The organism is Tamlana crocina (assembly GCF_012037625.1).
The window spans coordinates 33,476-57,310 of sequence record NZ_JAAVJS010000021.1; the positions used below are offsets into that span (position 1 = coordinate 33,476).

17 protein-coding genes and 1 tRNA gene are annotated in these 23,835 nt (G+C 38.9%); 8 read left to right on the plus strand and 10 right to left on the minus strand.

All coding sequences use genetic code 11. The features are described 5' to 3' along the window. Nucleotides 1–188: 188 nt before the first annotated feature. The 4 genes from HC176_RS13345 to HC176_RS13360 form a co-directional block, all read right to left on the minus strand. A complete protein-coding gene (locus tag HC176_RS13345) occupies nucleotides 189–923 on the minus strand; it encodes an energy transducer TonB (protein ID WP_167919101.1) in 735 nt (244 codons plus the stop codon). A gap of 175 nt (nucleotides 924–1,098) precedes the next feature. Continuing rightward, nucleotides 1,099–1,575 (minus strand): Hsp20/alpha crystallin family protein, encoded by a 477-nt coding sequence (locus HC176_RS13350; RefSeq protein ID WP_167919103.1) that lies wholly within the window; start codon nucleotides 1,573–1,575, stop codon nucleotides 1,099–1,101. Between the two features lie 217 nt (nucleotides 1,576–1,792). After that, on the minus strand, nucleotides 1,793–3,352 hold the full coding sequence (locus tag HC176_RS13355; protein ID WP_167919105.1) for an OmpP1/FadL family transporter: 1,560 nt from the start codon (nucleotides 3,350–3,352) through the stop codon (nucleotides 1,793–1,795). A gap of 33 nt (nucleotides 3,353–3,385) precedes the next feature. After that, the gene (locus HC176_RS13360) at nucleotides 3,386–4,543 is read right to left on the minus strand and encodes a hypothetical protein (protein WP_167919107.1); all 1,158 of its coding nucleotides are present in this window, start codon (nucleotides 4,541–4,543) and stop codon (nucleotides 3,386–3,388) included. Nucleotides 4,544–4,642: 99 nt separating this feature from the next. On the opposite strand from HC176_RS13360, the gene proS reads away from it, so the two are divergent. The 3 genes from proS to rpsT all read left to right on the plus strand — a co-directional run bounded on the left by proS (nucleotide 4,643) and on the right by rpsT (nucleotide 6,651). Further along, on the plus strand, nucleotides 4,643–6,121 hold the full coding sequence (gene proS, locus HC176_RS13365) for a proline--tRNA ligase (protein ID WP_167919108.1): 1,479 nt from the start codon (nucleotides 4,643–4,645) through the stop codon (nucleotides 6,119–6,121). Between the two features lie 181 nt (nucleotides 6,122–6,302). Next, nucleotides 6,303–6,374 (plus strand) — tRNA-Glu (locus HC176_RS13370). Between the two features lie 25 nt (nucleotides 6,375–6,399). Continuing rightward, nucleotides 6,400–6,651, plus strand: a complete 252-nt coding sequence (rpsT, locus tag HC176_RS13375; RefSeq protein WP_167919110.1) for a 30S ribosomal protein S20 — start codon at nucleotides 6,400–6,402, stop codon at nucleotides 6,649–6,651. A gap of 92 nt (nucleotides 6,652–6,743) precedes the next feature. Here the strand turns inward: rpsT and HC176_RS13380 are convergent, their stop codons facing one another. The 5 genes from HC176_RS13380 to HC176_RS13400 form a co-directional block, all read right to left on the minus strand. Beyond that, nucleotides 6,744–7,139 carry a response regulator gene (locus tag HC176_RS13380; RefSeq protein ID WP_167919111.1) on the minus strand — a complete coding sequence of 132 codons (396 nt, stop codon included), beginning with the start codon at nucleotides 7,137–7,139 and terminating at the stop codon, nucleotides 6,744–6,746. Continuing rightward, the gene (locus HC176_RS13385; RefSeq protein ID WP_167919112.1) at nucleotides 7,126–9,000 is read right to left on the minus strand and encodes a sensor histidine kinase; all 1,875 of its coding nucleotides are present in this window, start codon (nucleotides 8,998–9,000) and stop codon (nucleotides 7,126–7,128) included. Before HC176_RS13385 ends, HC176_RS13380 begins: the two co-directional genes overlap by 14 nt. A gap of 236 nt (nucleotides 9,001–9,236) precedes the next feature. Continuing rightward, on the minus strand, nucleotides 9,237–10,289 hold the full coding sequence (locus HC176_RS13390) for a nucleoid-associated protein (protein ID WP_167919114.1): 1,053 nt from the start codon (nucleotides 10,287–10,289) through the stop codon (nucleotides 9,237–9,239). A gap of 283 nt (nucleotides 10,290–10,572) precedes the next feature. Beyond that, nucleotides 10,573–13,005: a PQQ-binding-like beta-propeller repeat protein gene (locus HC176_RS13395; RefSeq protein WP_167919116.1), complete on the minus strand. Its 2,433-nt coding sequence runs from the start codon at nucleotides 13,003–13,005 to the stop codon at nucleotides 10,573–10,575. Between the two features lie 114 nt (nucleotides 13,006–13,119). Next, nucleotides 13,120–13,719 (minus strand): ribonuclease HII, encoded by a 600-nt coding sequence (locus HC176_RS13400; protein WP_209309714.1) that lies wholly within the window; start codon nucleotides 13,717–13,719, stop codon nucleotides 13,120–13,122. Between the two features lie 171 nt (nucleotides 13,720–13,890). Here HC176_RS13400 and HC176_RS13405 point away from each other — a divergent pair, with 171 nt between their 5' ends. The 5 genes from HC176_RS13405 to HC176_RS13425 all read left to right on the plus strand — a co-directional run bounded on the left by HC176_RS13405 (nucleotide 13,891) and on the right by HC176_RS13425 (nucleotide 23,433). Further along, on the plus strand, nucleotides 13,891–17,259 hold the full coding sequence (locus HC176_RS13405; protein WP_167919119.1) for a SusC/RagA family TonB-linked outer membrane protein: 3,369 nt from the start codon (nucleotides 13,891–13,893) through the stop codon (nucleotides 17,257–17,259). An 11-nt stretch (nucleotides 17,260–17,270) separates the two neighbouring features. Next, on the plus strand, nucleotides 17,271–18,782 hold the full coding sequence (locus HC176_RS13410) for a RagB/SusD family nutrient uptake outer membrane protein (protein WP_167919121.1): 1,512 nt from the start codon (nucleotides 17,271–17,273) through the stop codon (nucleotides 18,780–18,782). A gap of 26 nt (nucleotides 18,783–18,808) precedes the next feature. Next, entirely contained in the window at nucleotides 18,809–19,663 is an 855-nt protein-coding gene (locus HC176_RS13415) for a zinc-binding metallopeptidase (protein ID WP_167919123.1), read from the plus strand. Nucleotides 19,664–19,670: 7 nt separating this feature from the next. Next, on the plus strand, nucleotides 19,671–21,071 hold the full coding sequence (locus HC176_RS13420) for a DUF4302 domain-containing protein (RefSeq protein ID WP_167919125.1): 1,401 nt from the start codon (nucleotides 19,671–19,673) through the stop codon (nucleotides 21,069–21,071). 262 nt (nucleotides 21,072–21,333) lie between these two features. Next, on the plus strand, nucleotides 21,334–23,433 hold the full coding sequence (locus HC176_RS13425) for a putative porin (protein WP_245234898.1): 2,100 nt from the start codon (nucleotides 21,334–21,336) through the stop codon (nucleotides 23,431–23,433). A gap of 188 nt (nucleotides 23,434–23,621) precedes the next feature. On the opposite strand, the gene HC176_RS19635 is transcribed toward HC176_RS13425, so the two are convergent. Then, nucleotides 23,622–23,835: hypothetical protein (locus HC176_RS19635; RefSeq protein ID WP_209309715.1), on the minus strand; the 214-nt coding region annotated here is incomplete at its 5' end.

A 23,835-nucleotide genomic window follows, 5' to 3' on the forward strand; every position in this document is an offset into this window, starting at 1 on the left:
TTCGAATTCAGATTAGATTATGGCACAAATATCTTCGAGAATACCCGTTGTTAAAAAAGTGATGTTCCGAATTGTAGTTTTTGGGGGATGAAGTGTTGTGTGTTAAGATTTCGACTTGAAAAATAAGCAAAAGAAACCCCCGATGAGACTATCGGGGGGTAAAAAGGGATTGGTTATTGAATTTAGAATTATATATCGGCTAGTTTAAAAAAGATGGGCACCGCATAAGATACTTTTACTGGTTTTCCTCGTTGCTTACCTGGTTTCATTTGTGGCAACGAACCTATAATGCGTTCGGCTTCTGTTTCTAAAATTCTGTCCGGTCCACGAGAACGAACATTGGTGGTAATACCGTTGTTGTCGATAATGAATACTACAGAAACCCTTCCTTGAATGCCCATGTCCAGTGCAGTTTGTGGATAGTTGAAATTCTTTATGACGTGTTCTTGCACCTTTCTTTCAAAGCATGCTTTGGTTTCTGGTTTTGTTAGTCCCTCACAGCCTGGAAAAATGGGCACTTGTTCTATAACGGCGAAAGCCACTTGCACATCTTCAACATAATCTTCAACGTGTATGTCGCTAACATCAACAATTCTTTCAACAATGGCATCTTCTTGGTTGGTTTCTGTGCTTTCAATTACAGTTTCTTCAATATCCTCAACATCCTCAACAATTTCTATGTTGGTTTGCACAACGGCAGGAGGTGGAGGTGGAGGTGGAGGTGGGGTGTTTATAGGAACTATTGGAATGTCTTCTTCAGCTTCGGCTTCAATTTGCACAACATCGATTTCTGTTTCACTTTTTTCGTAAGTTCGGTATTCTAAAGCTTGCCATGAAAGAAGTAGCATTAAATTTAAACCAATAGCAAAATAGATGCTGCTATTTCTTCCTATTTCGAGTTGCGGGTTCTTTTTAGCTTCCATGATCTCTTAAATTTATGTGGTATTTATCTTTTTTGGTGTTATAAAATTACCCAATAGATGAGGTTTTAACTATGATAAATGTCATGTTGCAAACCCCGGCGGCTAAGTTTTAATCCACAAAAAAAGCCCGCATTTTAGCAGGCTTGTTAAATTGTTTTTTCTGAAGTGTTTTAGCTTAAGAAACTTTGATGCTTCTCGCTGGCTTTTGTTTGGCTTCTTCTTTTTTGGGAAGGTGAATATTCAAGATGCCTTCGTTGTATTTCGCGTTAATTTTCGAGTCTTCAACGGTTTCTGGCAACGTGAAAATTCGTTTAAATGAAGAATAGCCAAATTCGCGTCGGGTGTATCCTTCATCTTTTTCTTCGTTGTTTTCCTTCAGTTCAGCAGAAATGGACAGGGTGTTATTGTCTAAATTAATGTTGAAATCTGATTTTTTTAACCCTGGAACAGCCATTTCTACAATAAAGGCATCGGCCTCTTCTTTTATATTTACTTTAGGAGTAGACATGCCTGTGTTGAAATTCGACGAAAACAATGATGGGAACTCGCCCATTGAAAAGTCATCAAACCAGTTCGATAGCGATGGAAAGCCCGACAACGTTTTTTTATTTGCTAAACCTCCATTTTTCGGTAATGTTGCTAAATCGCTCATAATTAAAAAATTTAAGTTAAACATTTGTTTTTCAGTTTAATAAAGGCAAAATGAGTGCCAATTTTAAAAAGTGATCTTTAAAGTGTTTTTTTGGGTTGAAAAGTGGCAATTTTTCATTTTTTAATGGCTACAATCGTGTCAAAATTTCGGTGTTGGTATAAAACAAAAAAGGCCTGAACAGGGGAGTTCAAGCCTTTTTTTGATTAATAACTGTAGGTTAAATATTAAAACTTAATGATATTGTAATGTTGTTGTTTACTCGGTCTATCGCTGCTGTGTCAATTAGCCCAATATTGTATAAAGGTGTGGCATTGGTGCGTTCGGAACGGTCGTAGGTTAAATCCAGTTTCGTGTTTCCGAAATTATAACCCAATCCTAAAGAGTAGCCGCTTAAATCGCCAACGGTAATGCCATCGGCATACGGACTTTCCTCAAAACGATAACCGCCTCTAAAACTAAATTGCTTGTGTTTGTACTCGCCACCCAAACGGTAGGTTGAGGCATCGGTTAGTATATTGGCTATACCTTCGTTTAAATCTACATAATCGCCTTCGGGCTTAAACTCAGTTTTGCCGTAATCCTTTCTGGAATAATCAAAACTTATCAATCCTTTTTGTCCAAACACATAAGCCAAACTACCTGTTATTTTTCCTGGGGTTTGTAGTTTGTATCTGGGGTAAACATTTACCGCATCGGGGTTGATTATTTGCGTGGCGTTAGCGCCGTTGTCGTCACGAACGGTGGCAATATATTGTGTGGTTTCTTCTTCTATGGTGTACCAAGTTGGAGAATCGTAAGTAACACCCAATCTTAATTCGGGGCTCAGTTTCATGATGCCTCCCAATTGAAATGAAAAGCCGCTACCTGTTGTTGATAGGTTGTTTTCAAATTCTACACCATTTACTATTGAACCAGCATTGATGTTGTTTTCGAACAATAAAGTAGACTTTTGGTAATCGATGAAATGTGAATTTAAGTTCAGTCCTAAATATAGGTTGTCTTTATATTGTGTTGCCACGTTAAACGTGATTTTTCCGTTGTAACCTGTGGCTATATAGGAATAATCGTGACTGAAATTGCCTGGTGCTACATTGGCAAAATATGTAGTGTTGGCGTCATTGTCTATATCCTCGGGTTCCAAAATAAAGGATTCAAAACCTAAGAAAGCTTGTTGGTGGCCAAAACCGTAAGTCGAGCCAATGTCTAAATAAGCATCGCTAAGTGATTCACCATCGAAAGCTGAAATTTCATCTAGTCTTAAACCATTGGCATTAAGGAAAAAGTAACCTGCAATTGAATTTGCTGGAGAGCGTTCTATGTTGTTTTGGTCTACAAAAACCTCATTATTAGTGTTTAGGCCTCGTGCATTCCAGTGGTCGTCATGATTGCCCGTGCGTTCGTAGGCTACAGCTATAGATACTTTTCGCCACGGTGAATTGTTTCGCGTAGCAAACACAAAAGCGGCACCACCTTGGTTAATGTCGAAACTAGAGTGGTCTGTTATTACTGAATTTCCAAAATAATTTGTGTTGTTTTCTACAGAAACATTCGATCCGGTAAAAGCGGCATGGCTTCTGTTGAACACAGCCGAACCGGCCGGGTTAATGCTTACGGCACTCATATCGCCACCAAGGGCACCAAAGGCACCACTTAAGGCCCTAAACCGGGCGGTTCCTTGAATGTTATCCTGAGAATACCTTAGTGCGTCGCTTATATCTTGGGCGTAAACTGTAGACATAGATAGCATACCTATGCATAGTAACTTTAACTTTTTCATGTGCGTTTTGTTTCTTTAAAATTTGGGTTGGAATTAGCGTCTTCGTCCTCCGCCACCACTGCTTGATGATCTTGTTCCAGAGCTACTGCTTCTGCTGCTACTTGACGATCTAGAGTAGTTTCCACTGGAATTTGAATTCGAGCTACGGCTAGGTGTGTAGGTAGAGTTTCTATAATTTGAAGGTGTTCTGTAGGTGTTGTTTCCTGAGTTAGAGCTACTGCTTGTAGGCTGCCTGTAAACAGTACTAGAACTTCTTCTTGTGGAATATGACGAGTTTCTCGAATTTGAATTTGTTGAAGGCGTTCTGGTAACCGTGCTTCTTCGGGTAACGCCAGAGTTGGTACGTGTTCCATTGCTGTTATAGGTTCTTCTATTTACAGTGGTTGACGAAGAGTTCCTATTAACGCTGCTTCTTCTCGCGGTATTGTATTTAGACGATGTGCCACGGTTTAAGGTGCTTACGCTGCTTCTTCTGCTGGTGTTCGCAGAGCGGTTTGAATAATCTGTAGCGTAGTTGCCCCTTCTGGTAGCGCTGTATGCTGGGCTTCTTCGGCTGTAATATCGGTTGCCATAGTAACCATAATCGTTGTAGCCATAATATCTTCCGTATCGGTAAGGGTAGCCGTAGAAACCACCGTGCCATGGATTGTAGGCCCATCCGCCATAAAATCCACCGCCATAAAATGGATCATAGTAACCCCAGTTATTCCAACCCCAATTGTTCCATCGCCAACGGTTATATCTCCAATCGTTCCATCCCCAATTGTTCCAACCCCAGCCAAAACCAGCGTTCCAGCCCCAGTTGTTCCAGCCGTTATCAATATAGTTGATGGTTACACTGTTGCTGTCTTGTCCCCATCCGGCATAACCTTCGTAGTTGTTGGCAATGGTGTCGTTTTCAAAATTGTTGCTTTCGTAAGCATCAATATCGGTGAAAATCGCATCTTCAGGATTATAACTGTCGGCCTCAATAGCCTTGGTTTTAAAGTAGTTTTTGTAATAATTACTGTTGTTTTGGTTAGGCACTTCAACAACTGCATCCTCATAAACTGCGTACCTTTCGGTTTCTCCATAAATACCATCGTCGTTCCCGCCAATATATTGGTACGAACCACATGACACTAAGCCAAATAGAAGCCCGAAAAGCCCCCAAGTTGGCATTTTTCTTTTTATGTAGTGGTTAAGTTGCATATCTGTTTAATTTTATTGTTGAACATAACAAAAATAGTTAGTTTTGCTGAACTATTTTTTTATTTAACAAAGTCACAACATTTGTGCCAAAACTAAAATATGAGCAAAAAACTTACCAGTAGAGCAGAAGATTATTCCAAATGGTATAACGAATTGGTTGTAAAGGCCGATTTAGCCGAAAACTCGGCCGTTAGAGGTTGTATGGTTATAAAACCTTATGGCTACGCGATTTGGGAAAAAATGCAGGCAGAATTGGATAAAATGTTTAAGGAAACGGGGCATCAAAATGCTTATTTTCCGTTGTTTGTTCCCAAAAGTTTATTTGAGGCCGAAGAGAAAAATGCCGAAGGTTTTGCCAAGGAATGTGCTGTAGTAACACACTACAGATTACAGAACGACCCTGATAAGCCTGGTAAGTTACGCGTTGATCCAGAGGCGAGGTTGGAAGAAGAATTAGTGGTGAGGCCAACCAGTGAGGCAATCATTTGGAACACCTATAGAAACTGGATCCAATCGTATAGAGATCTACCTATTTTAGTGAACCAATGGGCCAATGTCGTGCGTTGGGAAATGCGTACCAGATTGTTTTTACGTACCGCCGAATTCTTATGGCAGGAAGGGCACACGGCACACGAAACTAAAGAGGAAGCTTTGGCTGAAGCGGAACAAATGAACAACGTTTATGCCACGTTCGTTGAAAAGTTTATGGCCATTCCCGTTGTGCAAGGTTTAAAAACAGAAAGTGAGCGTTTTGCAGGAGCAGATGAAACTTATTGTATTGAAGCCTTAATGCAAGATGGCAAAGCGCTGCAGGCAGGAACGTCGCATTTCTTGGGGCAGAATTTTGCAAAAGCTTTCGATGTTAAGTTTGCTAATAAAGAAGGGAAGCAAGATTATGTTTGGGCTACATCTTGGGGTGTGTCTACCCGATTAATGGGTGCGTTGATTATGACCCATAGCGATGATAATGGTTTGGTGCTTCCGCCAAGTTTGGCGCCTAACCAAGTGGTTATTGTTCCTATTTATAAGAGTGAAGAGGACTTAGACGCAATTACCGAAGTTTCCAATAGTATTATGAGTGATTTAAGAGGAAAGAACATTACCGTTAAGTTTGATAACCGAACTACGCATAGACCAGGTGCAAAGTTTGCTCAACACGAATTGCAAGGGGTGCCTTTAAGAATAGCTATTGGTCCGAAAGATATAGCAAATGGTACTGTTGAATTGGCTAGGAGAGATACATTGACCAAAGAAGTGATTGCCTTAGATAATATAAACGATAAGGTGGAAAGCCTATTGGCTGAAATTCAGGATACCTTATTTGCCAAGGCGTTAAAGTTTAGAGATGAGCATATAACCGAGGTGGATACTTTTGAGGAGTTTAAAACCGTTCTTGAAACAAAAACCGGATTTATTTCGGCGCATTGGGACGGTACCAATGAAACTGAAGACAAAATAAAGGAGCTAACCAAGGCAACCATTAGATGTATTCCTTTGGATGCGAAAGAAGAAGGCGGCGTTTGTGTGTATTCGGGAAAGCCTTCAAAACGTAGGGTTTTGTTCGCTAAAGCCTACTAATACAGCGGGTTGAAAAACCTGGTGAAAAAATTTTTAGAAAAATTTTAAATAGGTCTTGCAGCATTTAAAAATAGTTGTATTTTTGCATCCGCAATGGAAACATTGTTGTTCATTAAAAAAGTTTAAAAAAAGTGTTGCAGGTTAAATTAAAAGTTTTAAATTTGCGCACTCAAAACAAAATGGCCCGTTCGTCTATCGGCTAGGACGCCAGGTTTTCATCCTGGTAAGAGGGGTTCGATTCCCCTACGGGCTACAATATTTTATAATAAAAAAGCAAAATGGCAAATCATAAGTCAGCATTAAAGAGAATTAGAAGAAACGAAGCAAGACGTGTGGTGAACAAGTATCAGCACAAAACGACTCGTAATGCGATTAAGAAATTACGTGAGTTGACTGATAAGAAAGAAGCTGAAGCGTTGTTTCCTTCTGTGGTGTCTATGTTAGATAAGTTAGCAAAGAAAAACATTATTCATGCTAACAAAGCTGCCAACCTTAAATCTGGTTTAGCAAAACACGTTGCTGCCCTTTGATAATTAAGGTTTTTAAAAAATTAAAAAGCTTCTCGGAAACGGGAAGCTTTTTTTGTTTATACAGGTTCGTTATTAAAATATAGAAACTCTCCTTAATCCAAGTCCAGAACGATATTTTTCAGTTCCTTTAAAGAAATAGGCTTTACAATATAATTGCTATCCATATTGTATTTTTTAGCCTTTTCAATATCTTCTTCATTATTAGAGCTGGTTAATATGTAAATGGTGATTTTTTGTTCTGTTGGAATCGTTTTAAAGGCATCTAAAAACTGCCAACCATCCCAAACCGGCATGTTTAAATCCAGTAAAATTAATTCGGGTAGCTTGTCGCCGTTTACAATGATAGCTTTTAGTTTGTCAAAGGCATCTTTTCCGTCATGGCAAATTAATATGGACTCAACAACTCCAGTTAAATCTAGAAAGCGTTTGGTGATGTAAACGTGGGTGGAATCATCGTCAATAATACAAGCTAAGTTAATCTTTTTCATTTCTTAAAAATACTTTAAAAGTGGTTCCTTTGTTTATTTCACTACTTACTTCAACTTTTCCGCCTAAAGTCTCAATCTGATTTTTCGTGATGAATAGCCCAATGCCTCGGGCATCTTTGTTTTTATGAAATGTTTTGTACATTCCAAATAGCTTTTTACTGTGCAAGTCGAGGTTGATGCCAACGCCGTTGTCTATAAATTCTATAATGGTGTACTTCCCGTTTTTTAATGAATTTATTTCTAAAAAGCTGTTTCGGTCTTTAGACCGGTATTTTATGGCGTTGGTTATAAAGTTGAGGGCAATACTTTCGAGGTAAGCCTGTATAGCTAAAACTTTCGTGTCTTGGTCAATATTGTTGATGATGTTTACCTTGTTTTTTTCTGCCAGTGGTAATATTGAGGTAATTTGTTTGTCTACAATCGGTTTTATTGGGAGTAAAGAGAAATTTTCTTTTGAAGAAAGGTTGATTTTTACTACTTCAGATAAATGCTCTATGGTTTCATTTAAATTATCAGAAGACGATTCGAGAAGCTTTACAATTTCGTTTTCGAAATAATCGGGTTCATCTTCCTTTAAAATGGATAATAGTGCCGATAGGCCACCCGAGTGCGAGCGCAAATTATGCGATACAATATGCGCAAAGTTTTTTAGTCGTTCGTTTTGGTCTTGCGTGAGTTCAATGATACGCTGAAGCTTCTGCTCTTGTTCCTTTTGCTGGGTGATATCGATAATTTGCGATATAAAATAGAGTACATCGCCTTTATCGTCCCTAACAACCGATACGGCAAGGTGGATATAAACCAAGTACCCCTTTTTATGGAAATAACGTTTATCCATTCTATAGTGTTCGCGCTTCTTCTCCATGACTTCTTGCAATAGCGACAAATCTAGGTCTAAATCATCGGGGTGTGTGATGTCCTGAAAGGTAAGTTGGTAAAATTCTTCTGATGTATAACCAACAATATCGCATAAGGTTTGGTTAACTTTTAACCATTTGCCGTACTTGTCTAACAGCGCCATGCCTATGGCTGCATTTTCAAAGTTCCCTCTAAACGCTTGTTCGCTTTCTTCGAGTTTTAGTTGATATGTTTTAAGGGCGTCTATGTCTTGCATGGTCCCATAAACCCTATTAATTGTATTTTGATGATTTTTTTCTGGAATACCGAGTACTTTAACCCATTTCGTTTTTCCTTGTTGCGTTACAATTTGTAGTTCTTCGTTAAACCCTTCTCCCTTATTTAAGGCATTAAAAACCAAATCGGTTATTCTGTCTTGACTATGCCCTTTTTTATAAAAATTAATTCCGGTCTCCAAATTTGGTTGGTAGTCTGGGTCTACGCCATGTATCTTTTTGGTTACATCACTCCAGATAATGGTTTGGGTACTTACATTCATGTCCCAGAAACCAATATTAGCTTCTTCGTTACAATGCTTAAGTACGTTCTCACTTTGTTTAAGCTGGGTAACATCTTGATGTGACCCTAGCATTCTAGTGGGGACGCCCTCAGCATTTCTAATGGCCAAACCTTTGCATCGTATCCAAATGGTTTGTCCATTCTTATGGGTGTATCTTACCGTTTGGTCATAGGGGTGGTTGGGGTCTTCCAGGTGTTGTTTTACATTATTGGCAGCTAAGGCGAGGTCGTCTTTATTGATAATGTCTTGCCATGCCGAAGCCTTGTGCGGCATATCTTTGGGGTCGTAACCGAGTACCTCCCAAAACCTTTCGTTCATCCATTCATTTTCGGGTTTTTCTAAATCCCAATACCACAAACCGTCGAGCGAATTGTTCTGGATAAATTCGAAAATGGCATTGTCGGTTTTTATAAGCTCATATAGCTCTTTTTGAAGATAGTTCATTTTTAGGTTAGGAAGGGTTGCTATTAATGTTTTTATTAAGATAGGGGACGAAATAATGTGTTAGTGAGGGAAGGCTAAACAAAATATCGTGTTTAACTGCAAATATATACTTTTTGTTGAATATGTTATGCGTGTATAATATTTGGAAACTATATGTGTTCATTCTAATTTTTCGCAGTTTTATTGGTACTGCCAGCTATAATTTCGCTCTAAAATACAAATTTGTTTACATTGTACTAATCTTCTGCGTTAAAAAACACTTTGTAGTAGTGCATTTTCTTTTCTTCGTCGTAGCCGCGCTCCAAGTATTCGGTTGAAGCATCCGGTGCGTCAATATCCAGTTTTATTTGAATGTGCGTATCGAGTTTTATGTCGGTTTTAATTTTACGCTTTTCTTTGTTTACAACAGCTTCAGCTACATCAAATTGGTTTCTGATTACCAAATTCTGTTCGCCTTCAAATTCTTTTTTAAAGCTGTCGAACTCCTGTTTGTGTTTGTCCTCCTCAAAAATTTCATCTTTAAAGCGCTCAATGTTTACCACTTCGTTTTCTTTAAAGAAATCGATGGTTTTGGTTAAAAAGGTGTTTTTCTCTTGGGCGCCGTAAGTGGTTTTGATGATTTCGGTTGAAAAATCTTTGCACAATTCGATGTATTGCTGGGTATGGTTGTTGGCATCGTCGGCATATTTGATGTTCAAAAAATGATTCAGCCAGTATTGGGTATCGTAACTGTTATTGTCAACGCTAAAAACAATGGGGCCTTCGGTGTCGTTTTGGTTTAATATGAGACAGCCTTTGTCTACCTTTTTCGAACTGATGCCTTTTTGCACCAAAACATCGTAACTGTTGTTTTCCAGATAGGTTTGAAAAAAGTTGACTTTGTTCTCAATTTTAAAAATACCAATGGCGTTGGTAGTGATGTCGTTAAATTCAATACCCTCGAACATGACCACCAAAACATCGCCGGTTTTGATGTTGGCCGAATTAGATTGTTCGTACAAATGCATAACAATATGTTTCGAGACTTCAATAAAATCGGTGTTGTCTTCATCAAACATTTGTGTGCTGTAGTTGTTAATTTCGTTCAGTGCAATATTGGCATGGTGGTTAAACCGGTAGCTTTGCACCACACTGCCAAACGGGCGTAGCAAAAATGGCAGCATTAAATCGTAGCTGGCTTCATCAAAATCAACCAGATTTTCCGAAAAGGCGTTTTTAGTATCGTTGAATTTGTTTCCAACTTTATGAATTATAAATTTTGAAATTGTGGCGTTTTTTCTTGAAATCATCTGCTGTAAATTAGTAGTGCAATAGTACTATTTCAAAAGAAAAAAACCTAAAAAAGAATGCCAAAGCATAGAGCTTTGGCATTCAAGATTCGAGGACTTGCGATTTGGTTATCGTTAAATTTTATAGAGGTTGTACGTTATAGATAGGCAGAGACATTTAATGTGTAAAATGAATGTGGATTCTAAATATTAATAGTTTGTAACTGTTTGGTTAATAGCGAGGTTAAATGTATAAATTAGTTTTTTATCTGCAAATTATTTCCATTAAGTTTGCTGTATTCCTTTAATTGATTTGATAAAGGAGTACAGAGTTGCTTTCACCTTTGGTGACAAACTCTAAATTCCGGTCTTTGTCAATATTGTCGAGCTCAATGGGCGAATTTCCATAAACCGGAAAATTAGGAATGGATTCTGATTGACTATCGAACAGATAAATTTTATGAGCCTGTTGGTCGGTGGTCGATACATAAATTTTATCATAAATATAAAATATGCTGGGCTGCGAATAGTTCCCAAAATCCAGTTCGGTAGTTCTGTTTTTAATCGATAATTTATTATCACTCTGTGTAACCAGCGTTTTACTGGTGGTTTGTAAAAAATGGTTTTCTGAAAGTTTTAGGTCGGCACTTGAGGTGTTGCCTTTGGTATCGACCGAAAATAATTTACCGTTTTCAGTAGTGGTGGTGAATTTATTGTTGTATAAAAATAGGGGCTGGTTGGAAAAATCAGCTTGATTTTTTGGCGTCACACGGGTTTTGCCCGTGCGGTCTAAAATGTAAAGTTTATCTTTTGTTTTTAAAACAATGTAATCTTTGCTGCCAATTCTAAAGTGTTTCGGTTGTGAAATAATAGTGCCGTTGGCAGATTTAAACGTAAAACCTTTTACAATATTCCCTTTTACATTGTACATCAACACATTTTTTCCTTGGGTAACCAACAATCGGTAGTTTTTTCGTTTGTCGTAATCAAACACCGATAGCGGTTGGGTAATTTTATCGTTGAATTTTAATGGAAACGGACTCACCGCTTTTCCGTTTCTGTCTAAAACATACACACGGTTTGGTGTTGCAAAAATGAGTTGTAGTCGCCCGTTTTTATAAATGTCAATTTGCTGGATGTTGCCTAATACTGGGCCTTGAAGTTGTTTTTTCCAAAGGATTTTTCCAGTATTGGAAATCAGGTAAAGGTTGTTTTTTACATCTTGAACCACAATATCTTTTTGGCCGGAAATATGATTTTTTACTAATTGCGGACGGTTAAGAATATCGTTATCTAGTTTTATATTCAATTCTTCCGAAACTGAATGCTGGGCCGCACGGGCTTTATTTTTACTAATAATACCATTAACGTGCGCAAAGTTCGTATCGAAAATAAACTGAACGGCCGAAATATTGTCGCTGTTAAGGTTGAAATCACTATCATCTTTCAAGTTTTTTCGCAAAATGGACTTTAAGGCTGAAGCATCGCCTACTTGTAAAAAAGACGCCGCCGAGCTCAATTTTTCGGTTATGGCATTAAAATATTCACGTTGGCTTAAAGTGGTTTCGTTTTGGTAACTCGCAATTATATTTTGAAGCGTCTCCATATTATTGGCAAACACAAAAAAGTAGTCTAAAATGCAATACATGTTGGCATCAGTACCCGAAATAAACGGTGAAAACACGTTGGCAAATAAATCAGGTTGGCTAAAGCTGTAAATATCCACTTCCCTGTAGGTGTCCAGTTTGCTTTGTTCAGCTAAAAGTGCATCCTGGGTAGCGATAACATCGTTAGAGTATAATGCCACCGCACGATTTTGTCCTTCGTAAATCACTCCAATTTCAGAAATGTTTTTAAACAGTGAAGAACTGGTAACCGAATCTTTTGATTTGAATTGGTTCAAATTCTTTTCAAAAGTTTTAAAATCATTAAAGGTGATGCTAGAAAAACCATCCGCATTGCCCGGAGTGATGTGCTGTAACTGATTTTCTTGCGGTATGGTGCTTTTAAATACATTTACCAAACTTTTTGTGCTATCGGTAGCTTTGGTAATGCCGTTAAAATACATTTCGTTTTGCTCCAACTCCACATCGGCTGCGAAATATTCCGTAAATATTTCAAACGAAAGCGAATCTTCAATAAAAATTGAATTTAGGGGAGATTTGGCGTTAGCCGTTAAGGTTACTGAAGCTGTCTTGTCGTTGTCTGTCGTGCCGAAAACTTTTTTCAATGTGCCGTTATGGGGTCTTTCATTAAAAGCGCTGGTTGTAAATTGTTGTGCCGATGATGCAAAAAACACGCTGTCGATAACCGCACTGTAAAAAGTGTTTTGGTTAATTGTAGATTTGGTGATCTGTCTGTTTTTTATGGTTAGGGTTTCTTCAATATAATTTTTTAATGAATCGGTTTTAAAAAGGTTTTGGTTGAATTTTGTTATTAAGGTGTATTGTAATGAATCGTTGCCGTCTGAAGAAAAACATAGAATAATGTTACTCGAAGGGGTAAAGTGGGGCAAGTGTTCCAGTTTTTTTTGAAGATTTAAATAGCCTTCCGTATCATCCAATTGCTGTAAAAAGCGACTGTTTTTTATGCTGCTCTTTAAGCTTTCTAAATTGGAAGTTCTTAAAATTACCGAGGTGTTTTCGGGAACATAATCGATAAGTTCGGTTCTTTTTTTTGCTGGATTGCTGCAAGCGAATACCGTAAAAAGTAGAAAGGACAAGCAAATTATTCTCATGGATGCATTAATTTTTACTCGTTATTTGAGGTGGTTTTAGTGAACTATTCTTAAAAGGCGTCAAGGTCATGCAAACCTAATATTTTTTTAACGCATTAAAAATATCGGTTTAAACTAAAGTTCTAAGCTTAATTGGTCGGGTAATAGCCTAAACGATTTGCGGTGGTATTTTGTTATACCGTACTTTTTAATAGCCTCGCGATGCTGTTTGGTCGGGTAGCCTTTATTTTTTTTCCAATTATACATGGGGAACTCTTCGTGTATTTGGTCCATGTAAGCATCGCGGTAGGTTTTAGCCAATACCGATGCAGCGGCAATACTAATATATTTTCCGTCTCCTTTTATAATGGTTTCAAACGGGACATTATTATATGGTTTGAATTTATTGCCATCTACAATAATATATTCGGGCTGCGGATTCAGTTTTTCAATAGATTGGTGCATGGCCAAAATCGATGCATTCAAAATGTTTATACTGTCAATTTCCTCTTGAAAAATATGGGCCACTCCAAAACACAAAGCGTCTTGCTCGATAATGGGTTTTAAACCGAACCTGTTTTTTTCGCTGAGTTGTTTGGAGTCGTTTAGCACCGTGTTTTTAAAATCCTTTGGAAGAATAACAGCCGCTGCGGTAACAGGACCAGCCAAACAACCACGACCGGCTTCATCGGTACCGCATTCTAAAGTGAATTTTGAGTGGTAGTTTAACAGCATAGAATAATGTTTTGGTAAAAGTAACATCAATGTTATAAAGCTCCAAATGCTAATTGTTTTTGAATAAAATGAAGGCATTCTGTAATAATGCTGAATATTTTTTTGTTAAACTTTTGTTTTATTAAGATAATATTAAGAAATTGGCTTTGGACTAACTCAAATAATTAATTTATGAAATTAAATTACTCTGGGTTGATGGTGTTTCTCCTGACACTTTCAATCCAATTTTCTTTTGGCCAAGTGAAGCGAATTACTGGTGCCGTTTTTGATGCCAACGGCGTGCCCTTGCCGGGGGTAACCATTGTGGTTGAAGGAACCAGCAAAGGGGCGACTTCAAATTTTGATGGCGAATACCAAATTACGGGTGCCACTGGCGACGTTTTAAGGTTTAGCTATGTAGGGATGGAAACCCAGCGTGTTACCGTGGGGGAAAGCAACGAGGTTAACGTTACCATGGTAGAAGACGTTGAAAGTTTAGATGCCGTTGTAGTAACGGGCTACCAAAATGTCAGACGGGAGCTCTTTACAGGGGCGTCGCAAACCATTAAGGCGGCCGATGTAAAGCTAGATGGTGTTGCCGATGTATCGCGGGCGCTGGAAGGTAGGGCTGCCGGGGTTAGCGTGCAAAACGTTACCGGAACTTTTGGTGCGGCTCCAAGAATTACCATCCGTGGGTCGTCATCTATTTTGGGCGATACCAAGCCCATTTGGATTATTGACGGTGTTATTCAAGAAGAAATTGTAAATCTTTCGGTTTCCGATTTGGTTTCTGGTGATGCCAATACCTTACTAAGTTCGGCAGTGGCGGGCTTAAATGCTTCAGATATTGAAAGTTTTGAAATTCTAAAAGATGCTTCGGCTACAGCATTGTATGGGGCGAGAGCGCTTAATGGGGTTGTGGTTATCACCACTAAAACGGGTAAGAAGAACCAAAAACCAACTTTTAATTATTCTGCGGAATATGCCGTTAGGGACATACCAAGATACGGTAATTACGATTTACTCAACTCGCAGGAAACTGTTTCGGTTTACAGAGAAATGGAGTCTAAGGGGTTTTTGGATATGCCCTCGTCGTTTCAAGGGCGTTACGGCGGTATATACAATATTATGTATCGGGCCATTGATAATTACGACGAAAACACTGGAACTTTCGAGCTTGAGAACACGCCTGAAGCGCGTGCTCAATTTTTACAACAGTACGAATTAGCCAACAGCGACTGGTTTAAAACCTTGTTTAATACAGCGCCAACACAAACGCATACGCTTAGTTTTTCTAGTGGTGGCGAAAATGCTACATCGTACGCTTCCTTAGGTTATTATACCGATGGCGGCTGGAGCGTTGCCGATAGAGTGAGACGTATTACGGGTAATTTGCGGAATACCTATTATATGGCTGACGACAAACTGAAAGTAACCGTGCAAATGCAAGGGTCTATTAGAAACCAGCTCGCTCCGGGTACATTTGCCCGAGAGGAAGATTTGGTTAGTGGGTCGTATACCCGCGATTTCGATATCAACCCGTTTAGTTACGCCATTAATACGAGTCGTGCTTTACGCCCAAGAGACAACGACGGAAATTTGGAATATTCCAGATACAATTGGGCGCCTTTCAATATTTTGGATGAATTGGATAACAATGGGATAGAACTAAATGTATCGGATATAAAATTCCAAGGGCAGGGAGAGTACAAAATTAACGACAACCTTACTTATAATTTCTTGGGGTCGGCCCGGTACGTAACTTCCAATGGAGAGCATTCTATCACAGAAAACTCGAATGTGGCGGCGGCCTATAGATCAAACGAAACCACTATTGTGCAGGATGCTAATGTGTTTTTGTTTACCGATCCAGATAAACCAAATTCTAGGCCATATGTGGTGCTGCCAGTTGGGGGGATTTTAAAAACATCGAAAAATACCTTGGTAACCTACACGCTTAGAAATACGCTGGATTACATAAAACGTTTTAAAGATGACGTTCATGGTTTACGAATCTACGGCGGACAAGAGTTTCGTTATACAGATAGAACATCAAGCGAAAATACTGGCTATGGCTATCAGTTTAATAGAGGTGGTACGGTGTTTACGCACCCCGATATTTTGAGAAAGGCCATTTTAGAGGGCAATCCATATTTTGCCTCGACTGAAACTAGGCAGCGTGAGGTTTCGTTTTTTGCTAATGCAACTTACGATTACGACAAAAAGTATGTACTAAACTTAACGGGAAATTATGAAGGCTCCAACCGGGCAGGAAAATCGTCAGACTCTAGATGGTTGCCTACATACACCATAGGTGGTAAATGGAATGTGCATAGAGAGGACTTTTTAAGTGACTCCGATGTGATTTCAAATTTAGCTTTTAGACCTAGTTACGGACTTGTAGGGCTCTTGGCCGATAACGCCACGAATAACCTTGCTGTTTTTAGAAGCCAAATTACCGACCGTTTTAATAGTAACGACCGTGAAAACTATATTGATATTGAAGATCTTCAGAACTCAGAGTTGACTTGGGAAAAAACACTCGAACTTAACTTAGGGGTAGATCTTGGTCTTTTCAATAATAGGATAACAATGAATTTTGATGCCTACTTTAGAAAAGGAAAAGACCTGATAGATTTAATTCGAACTACCGGTATAGGTGGAGAATCCACTAAATTGGGTAACAATTCTGAAATGACCACAAACGGTATAGAATTTCAATTGAATACCGTAAATATCGATTCAGAAAAATTTAAGTGGCGCACAGGCTTTAATATTTCACACTTCAATCAAGAGGTGACTTCACTAAAACAAGAAGCTAATGTATTCGATTTAGTGACTGGAACAGGAAGGGGTAATGCGGTAGGCTACCCTAAAGGCTCGCTTTTCTCATTTAATTTTGAAGGACTTAACGAATATGGGTTGCCTACATTTTTAACCGAAGACCCCGATTTTAATCCGGCGAAACCTTATGATTTGATTGACTTTCAAGATACGGACAATGTGTTGGATTACTTAGTTTATGAAGGCGCAACCGAACCAAATATATCAGGAGGACTTTCAAATAACTTTAAGTACAAAAACTGGGATTTGAGTTTCTTCATTTCTTTTTCGGCAGGAAATAAAGTGAGATTGGCGCCTGCCTACAAATCGGAATATACCGATTTGGACGTTTTTCCTCGTGAGTTTGTTAACCGTTGGCTTGTTCCTGGCGACGAAGCCATTACCGATGTGCCGGCAATAGCCTCGTTAAGCGTTTTGCAATCTTTTGGAGATAACGAAGTAGAAAGGGCTTATAATGCATACAATTATTCTACCGCAAGAACAGCTGACGGCGATTTTATACGAATGAAAAACATATCGCTGGGCTATACGTTCGATCCAGCTACAACCAGCCGATTGGGTATTTCTAATTTTAGGTTGAGTTTGCAAAGCACCAACCCCTTCTTGATCTATTCAGATTCTAAGTTGGGCGGTCAAGACCCCGAATTTTTCCGCTCTGGTGGTGTGGCTTACCCTATTTCGAGGCTGTTTACTTTTTCACTTAACATTGGGTTTTAAAAAAATAAAGCATGAAACATATAAAGTTTAATATAATAAGAGTTTTGGCCGTGGCATTGCTAGCCTTTTCCTGTAGCAATGTTTTGGACGAAACGCCAGATAACAGAATTGAGAATATCGATTCGACCGATAAAATAGCGGAACTCCTAGTGGGCGCATATCCAGAGGCTGCTTATGTTAGCTTCCTCGAACCCATGTCTGATAATGCAGGCGATAAAGGCCCAAGTGCCGATACAGGCATCGATTTTGTAACCACCCTTAACCAGCGGATGTATTTTTGGGAAGATATAAATGACGTAGACGAAGACACCCCAACCAATTACTGGAATAGTGCTTACAAAGCTATTGCCCAGGTTAATCAGGCTTTGGCATCGATAGAAGCTTTAGGTGGGGGGGCTGAGTACGACTATTTAAAAGGGGAAGCACTATTGTGTCGTGCCTATGCCCATTTTATGTTGGTTAGTATATTTTCAAAGTCGTACAACCCTTCAACGGCTGATACCGATATGGGCATTCCTTATATTGTTGAGCCAGAAACCGTTCTGCTGGGAGATTATGAAAGAGGAAGTGTTGCTAGCGTATATCAGAATATTAAGGCAGATATAGAAAACGGTTTGCCCTTAATCGAAAATGAGGGTTACAATGTAGAGGCATTCCATTTTAACACAAAAGCGGCCAATGCATTTGCTTCACGTTTTTATTTGCATACCGGAGAATGGGAAAAAGTGATTACACACAGTAATTTAGCTTTAAATAATGGTGGGGCGTTGGTTTTGCGCGATTGGGAGAACGAGTATAGTCCAAGAACCTATAGCGAGCAAACGTTTCGTTATACCTCCTCAACACAAGAACCTGCCAACTTGTTGTTGGTTTCGGCCGAATCTTTGTACAATAGATACCATTTTTCGGCAAGATATCAGTTAAATAGTACTTTGGCTGGTCAGCTGTTCTTTGGAGGAAATATTTTAGGTAAAGCTTGGTCTTTTGATGTTTACGGGAGTGGTGATTTGTTTTACAATGTTCCCAAGTATCAAGAATACTTTAAGGTTACCAATCAAGCGGCCGGAACAGGTAATGCTTTTGTAACTTTTGTGTTGTTGTCGACAGATGAAGTTTTGCTTAATAGAGCAGAGGCTTATGCCATGTTGGGACAATTTGAAAGTGCTACGGCCGATATCAATTTGTCCTTATCGGTAAAAACCGCAGGATATAACCCAGAAGAGGATGAGTTGACGGCGGCCGATATTGCACAAATATATCAAGGTTTTCCGGCGTCAGTTTACACGCCGTTTTACCCAATACCAGAAACGTCCTTACCGTTTGTGGCTGCTATTCTAGATATTAAAAGAACTGTTTTTTATAATGACGGCCTTAGGTGGTTCGATGTAAAAAGACATCAAATGGAAGTGAGGCACTCCGATATTTTGGGCAATGTTTATACTTTGACTAAAGACGATAACCGAAGACAATTGCAAATACCAGAGGCGGCGCAGTCGTTTGGTATTACTCCAAACCCTAGATAGAAATGCAAATTTTAAAATTTTACAACATGAAAAAGAATATAATCTCTACACTGGTGTGCGTTGTCGTGCTTGTGGCAATATCGTGCAACACTGGGGAGGAGTCTGTGGGCGAGAGCCAAATTGACACCAATCCGCCTATTTTAAACGATTTGGATATTTGGTTGCGCAGTAATTTTGTTCAACCTTATAATATAGAGGTACTATATAAGTGGGACATAAACGATACCGATGTCGATAGGTTTTTGCACCCACCATTCGAGGCCAGTGTGCAGCCCGTTGCAGAAGCATTACAAAAAGCTTGGATTGAACCTTATACTCAAGTAGGCGGCGAAGATTTTATAAAAAAAATAGCGCCCCGGCAGTTTACCTTTGCGGGAAGTTTTAATTATAATCCCAATAGCCCGACGATTACATTAGGGGTGGCCGAGGCTGGTACTAAAATCACTTTATTCAATATAGATTATTTAGATTTTACCAATATTAATAGTATTAAGCAACCCTTAAAAACAGTACATCACGAATACGGTCATATTCTCAACCAAAATGTACCGATAGACCCGGCCTATGGGCAGGTTAACCCAGAAAACTATACGGCCCAATGGTTTAACATAACAGATGAACAAGCTAGAGAATTAGGTTATATTACCGCATATGGCTCTAGCCAAGAAAGCGAAGATTTTGTTGAAATGGTTTCAGAAATGCTTACCAATTCAAAAGAAGACTTCGATGCTATGGTCGAAAGTATTCAAAATGAAGAAGCAAAGGCATTTATTAGAATAAAAGAAGCGATGGTTGCCGAATACTTCCAGGTCAATTTCGATATCGATATCTACGAGCTTCAGGCTTTAACAGCGGCAGCAACTCAAGAACTTGTAAACTAAAAAAACTATGAAAAATATATATAAATACAGTTGGTTAATCTGTTTTGCATTGTTTTTGGCCATAACGTCTTGTAATAAAGATAATGGCGAAGAACTGTTTTCAGAAAGTCCGGCAGATAGAATAGCCAATCAAAATAGCGAGCTTTTAGAATTATTGCTGTCTGAAAACCAAGGCTATAAAGCGGTTTACTTTTCTAAAAATGATGAGTTTGGAGGGTTTACCTATTATATGAACTTTAATGAAGATGGTACGGTGAGGATGACATCTGATTTTGATGACGATACCGATATACAAACTTCATCATACGAAGTGCGTACCGGAACCACTACAGATTTGGTGTTCACCACCCGTAACCACATCCAAAAAGTAAGCAATCCAGACCACCCTGGTTTAATTGGGACAGGTTTTAAGGGAACGTCGGTTTTCCAGTTTTTTGGTTACGAAAATGGAGCCTTAGTATTTCGGGATGTTAGAAATAAAGACACCGCACAACTTACTTTAGTGCCCACTAATTTTTCTAATTTCGAAATAGAAAGTGTGGCCAGTGCCGAAACATCGTTACAACAACGCCAAAACATATTGCCTACAGCCTCTAGCTCGGTGTTTCAAATATTAAAAATTGAAAACGGAAACGAGGTATCCAACTTCAATTTAAATTACGATGCCTTAAAGCTGCATGCTAAGCCTAGTGTTATTGTTGAAGAAAACGGGGTGAACGCCATAAAGGAATTTAATTTCGGACTGGCTTTTACAGAAAGCGGATTGATAATTAGTCCTGCTCTTGAATTTGGAGGAGAGGTTTACGAGGTGTTTGCTTATAACGAAGCTAACAATAGTTACGTGGCTAATGTAAATGGAACTACGGCCACCATTTTATTCGATTCGGCTCCCGCCATTATTAAAGAGGACGTTAATGCGCTTGGTACTCCGGGGCATCAAGTGTTTGGTTATTTTCCGGTAGATGGAGCAAACCCATTAACATCTCCTGGTTTTGATACATTGGTAGAAACCTTAAATTCAAACTTGCAAAACGACCCTGCTACCTCAAATTGGAGCTTCTATGGATTTCAATATTATGCGACACCAGATTCCGATGGCAATGTATTGCTTGTTGTGTTTTTACTTAACCCCACCTTGGGAAGACTGGAGCAAGCAGCATATTGGTTTACCCCAGAGATAACAGATAACAAATTGTATTTGAGTTTTACGGGTTTTACAAACGGAACGGGAAACAGCGTATTTAATTCAATGCTACCTATATTGATATTTTTCAATAGCCAAGAAGGGCTATATTTTACAGATGAAGGTTCTTTTTCGTCTGATTTGTTTAGTTACTCCAACTTGTCATCAACCTTTACTAGTGCCGATCAGCCTAATTTAAGGGTTTATGGCTTGTGGTATAATTAAAGGTATCTTGTAAGGAACTAGCTTTGGGGTGCCGGTGCACTTTTAAAGAAAACAGATGGCATAAAAAACCTAAATCGCCTTTTATAGAGAGGGTGGTTTAGGTTTTTTTTATGGAATATTTATCCCAATAAATAATTTATCCGCATTTTAGCGTTATCATATTTTGTGTTTACATTTGCAACTTCAAAAGGCATTATAAAAGCCCATAATGGGCATTTAATAAAATAGGGCAATAATAACCGATGTTAAAAATACCAAATCAATGATTTGTAATAATTTTGTAAAGATGAAAGAAGTCTTTTTATTTATCTTTTTATTGTCCGTTATACCAAGTCTTCAAGCGCAAGATAAAGAAGTTAGTAAGCCAGAACAACGGGGTGCAACGGTAAACCAAGATTCGTTAAAACGTTCTTCTAAAGAAAAAGATACGCTTAAAGTAGCAAGTGCCTTAAAAAGAATCACAGGAATTGACGAGGCTACCAATAAAGGGGCTAAAATTCAAGATTATCTTATCATTTCGCATGAAAAGGATACTACCTATGTAGATACTTCGCTCACCATTCAAAAAGATTATAAGTTCAACTATTTAAGGAAAGATAATTTTGGACTCATTCCATTCTCCAATTTAGGGCAAACGTACAATAGTTTAACCCGAGATTTTGAGAGTAGCGCACTGATGCCGAAATTTGGTGCACGCGCAAGGCATTTCAATTACAAAGAAATAGAAGATACTTATTATTATCGGGTGCCAACACCCTTAACCGAACTGTTTTTTAAAACCGCATTCGAGCAGGGGCAATTGGTCGAGTCGTTTTTTACGGTAAATACCTCGCCAAGATTCAATTTTTCAATAGCCTACAAAGGGTTGCGTTCCTTAGGGAAGTATCAGCATATATTAACCAGTACGGGCAATTTTAGTTTTACCTCAAATTATCAGTCCAGAAACGGACGATACAACGCGCAGGGCCATATTGTTACTCAAGATTTAATGAATCAGGAAAATGGTGGGTTGGCCGATGGTAGCGTTGAACCGTTTGAAACCGGTGAGCCCGAGTTTTTAGATCGTTCTATTTTAGATGTGAACTTTGAAAACGCCGAAAGCATGCTCAGAGGTAAACGTTTTTATTTAAACCACAGTTATAACATTTTTAATTATCGGGAGGAAATCGCCAGTGGAGCGCCCGAAGTTGATTCGTTAAACGATTCCATCCAAGCACCTAAACCCAGAAGAAAGTTCGCGGCAAAGAACAAGCTCGATTTAAGGCACGTTATTTCATTCGAAGATAAATATTTTCAATTCGACCAAACCACGGCTACAACCAGTTTTTTTGGCGAGTCGTTCAATTCGTCCAATTTAAAGGAGCGCGCCACGCTCGAAAACTTTTACAACAAACTTCAGTTGGAATATTACAATCACATATTGGGCGATTTTCAATTTAACATCAGTAGTAGCAACTATAATTACGGGTATAACAGGTTGGTTTTACTCGATGGCCAGTTAATTACCAGCCGATTGAAAGGCGATGTGTTTTCCGCAGGCGGGAAGTATCAAAAACAATATAAAGGATTTAATTTGCAGGGTGAGCTAGGGGTAAACGTGTCGGGCGATTTCGAGGGCAACTTTTTTAAAGCGGCGGCAAGTTTCAAACTCAACGACGACATTGCGGCACAGGCCTCACTAAATCACAGTGCGCATGCGCCCAATTACAATACCTTATTGTATCAAAGTAACTATACCAATTATAACTGGCAGAACAACTTTAATAATATAGAAACCCAACAACTGGCGTTCCAAGTAAAATTGAAGAATTGGGCAAAAGTCACTTTAGATTTTTCTACCATCAACGACCATGTATATTTTAAACAAGATACCACTACCATGCAGGTAAGGCCGTATCAAAACAACAATACCATAAATTATTTAAGGCTGAAGTTCGAAAACGAAATCAAGTTCGGCAAGTTTGCGCTGGCGAATACCATAATGTATCAAAACGTAAAAGACGATAATAACGTGTTAAACATGCCGGAGTTTAATACCAGAAATACGTTTTACTTTTCAAGTCATGTATTTCAAAAGGCACTATATATGCAAACCGGGGTAACCCTAAATTACTTTACAGAGTATTATATGGATGCATACAGTCCTTTGCTGGCAGAATTTTACACACAAACCGATACCAAATATGGTGGTTTTCCGAGATTGGACTTTTTCTTGAATGCAAAAATCCGTCAAACACGTATCTATTTTAAAGCCGAACACTTCAATTCAGCCTTTACCGGCTACAATTATTATTCGGCACCCAACTATCCGTATCGCGATTTCATCATTCGCTTCGGTGTGGTTTGGAACTTCTTCTTATAACATCTTATTATGTTAATGGCGTTCCCTGCGGGCCGGGCTTTCGCCAGTCGCTCCTTTCAGGGAGCTCCCACAATGGCTCAATCCCTAACGCGGGCTGTTCTGTGGTGTTGTTTGCAATCCATAATGGGTGTTAGTTCCCTCAGTCCATCCATTCACTCGATATAAAGAACATATTATATGCCGTTGGGTTATCTGCGGGGCATTTCGGGCGTTTCCGGCGCGGGCGTCACCAGGGCCCCAAAAAACTTCCGCCGTAACTCTTGCACGTTCAGTGTGTTGCGCCCGAAGCCAAAAAAAACCTGAAAAAAAAGCGCCAAAAAGTTTGTTTGGAAAAGAAAAAGGGTGGTATATTTGCAGCCGCTAAAAACGGCACATGCCAACAAGCGGAGTTCATAGAAATAA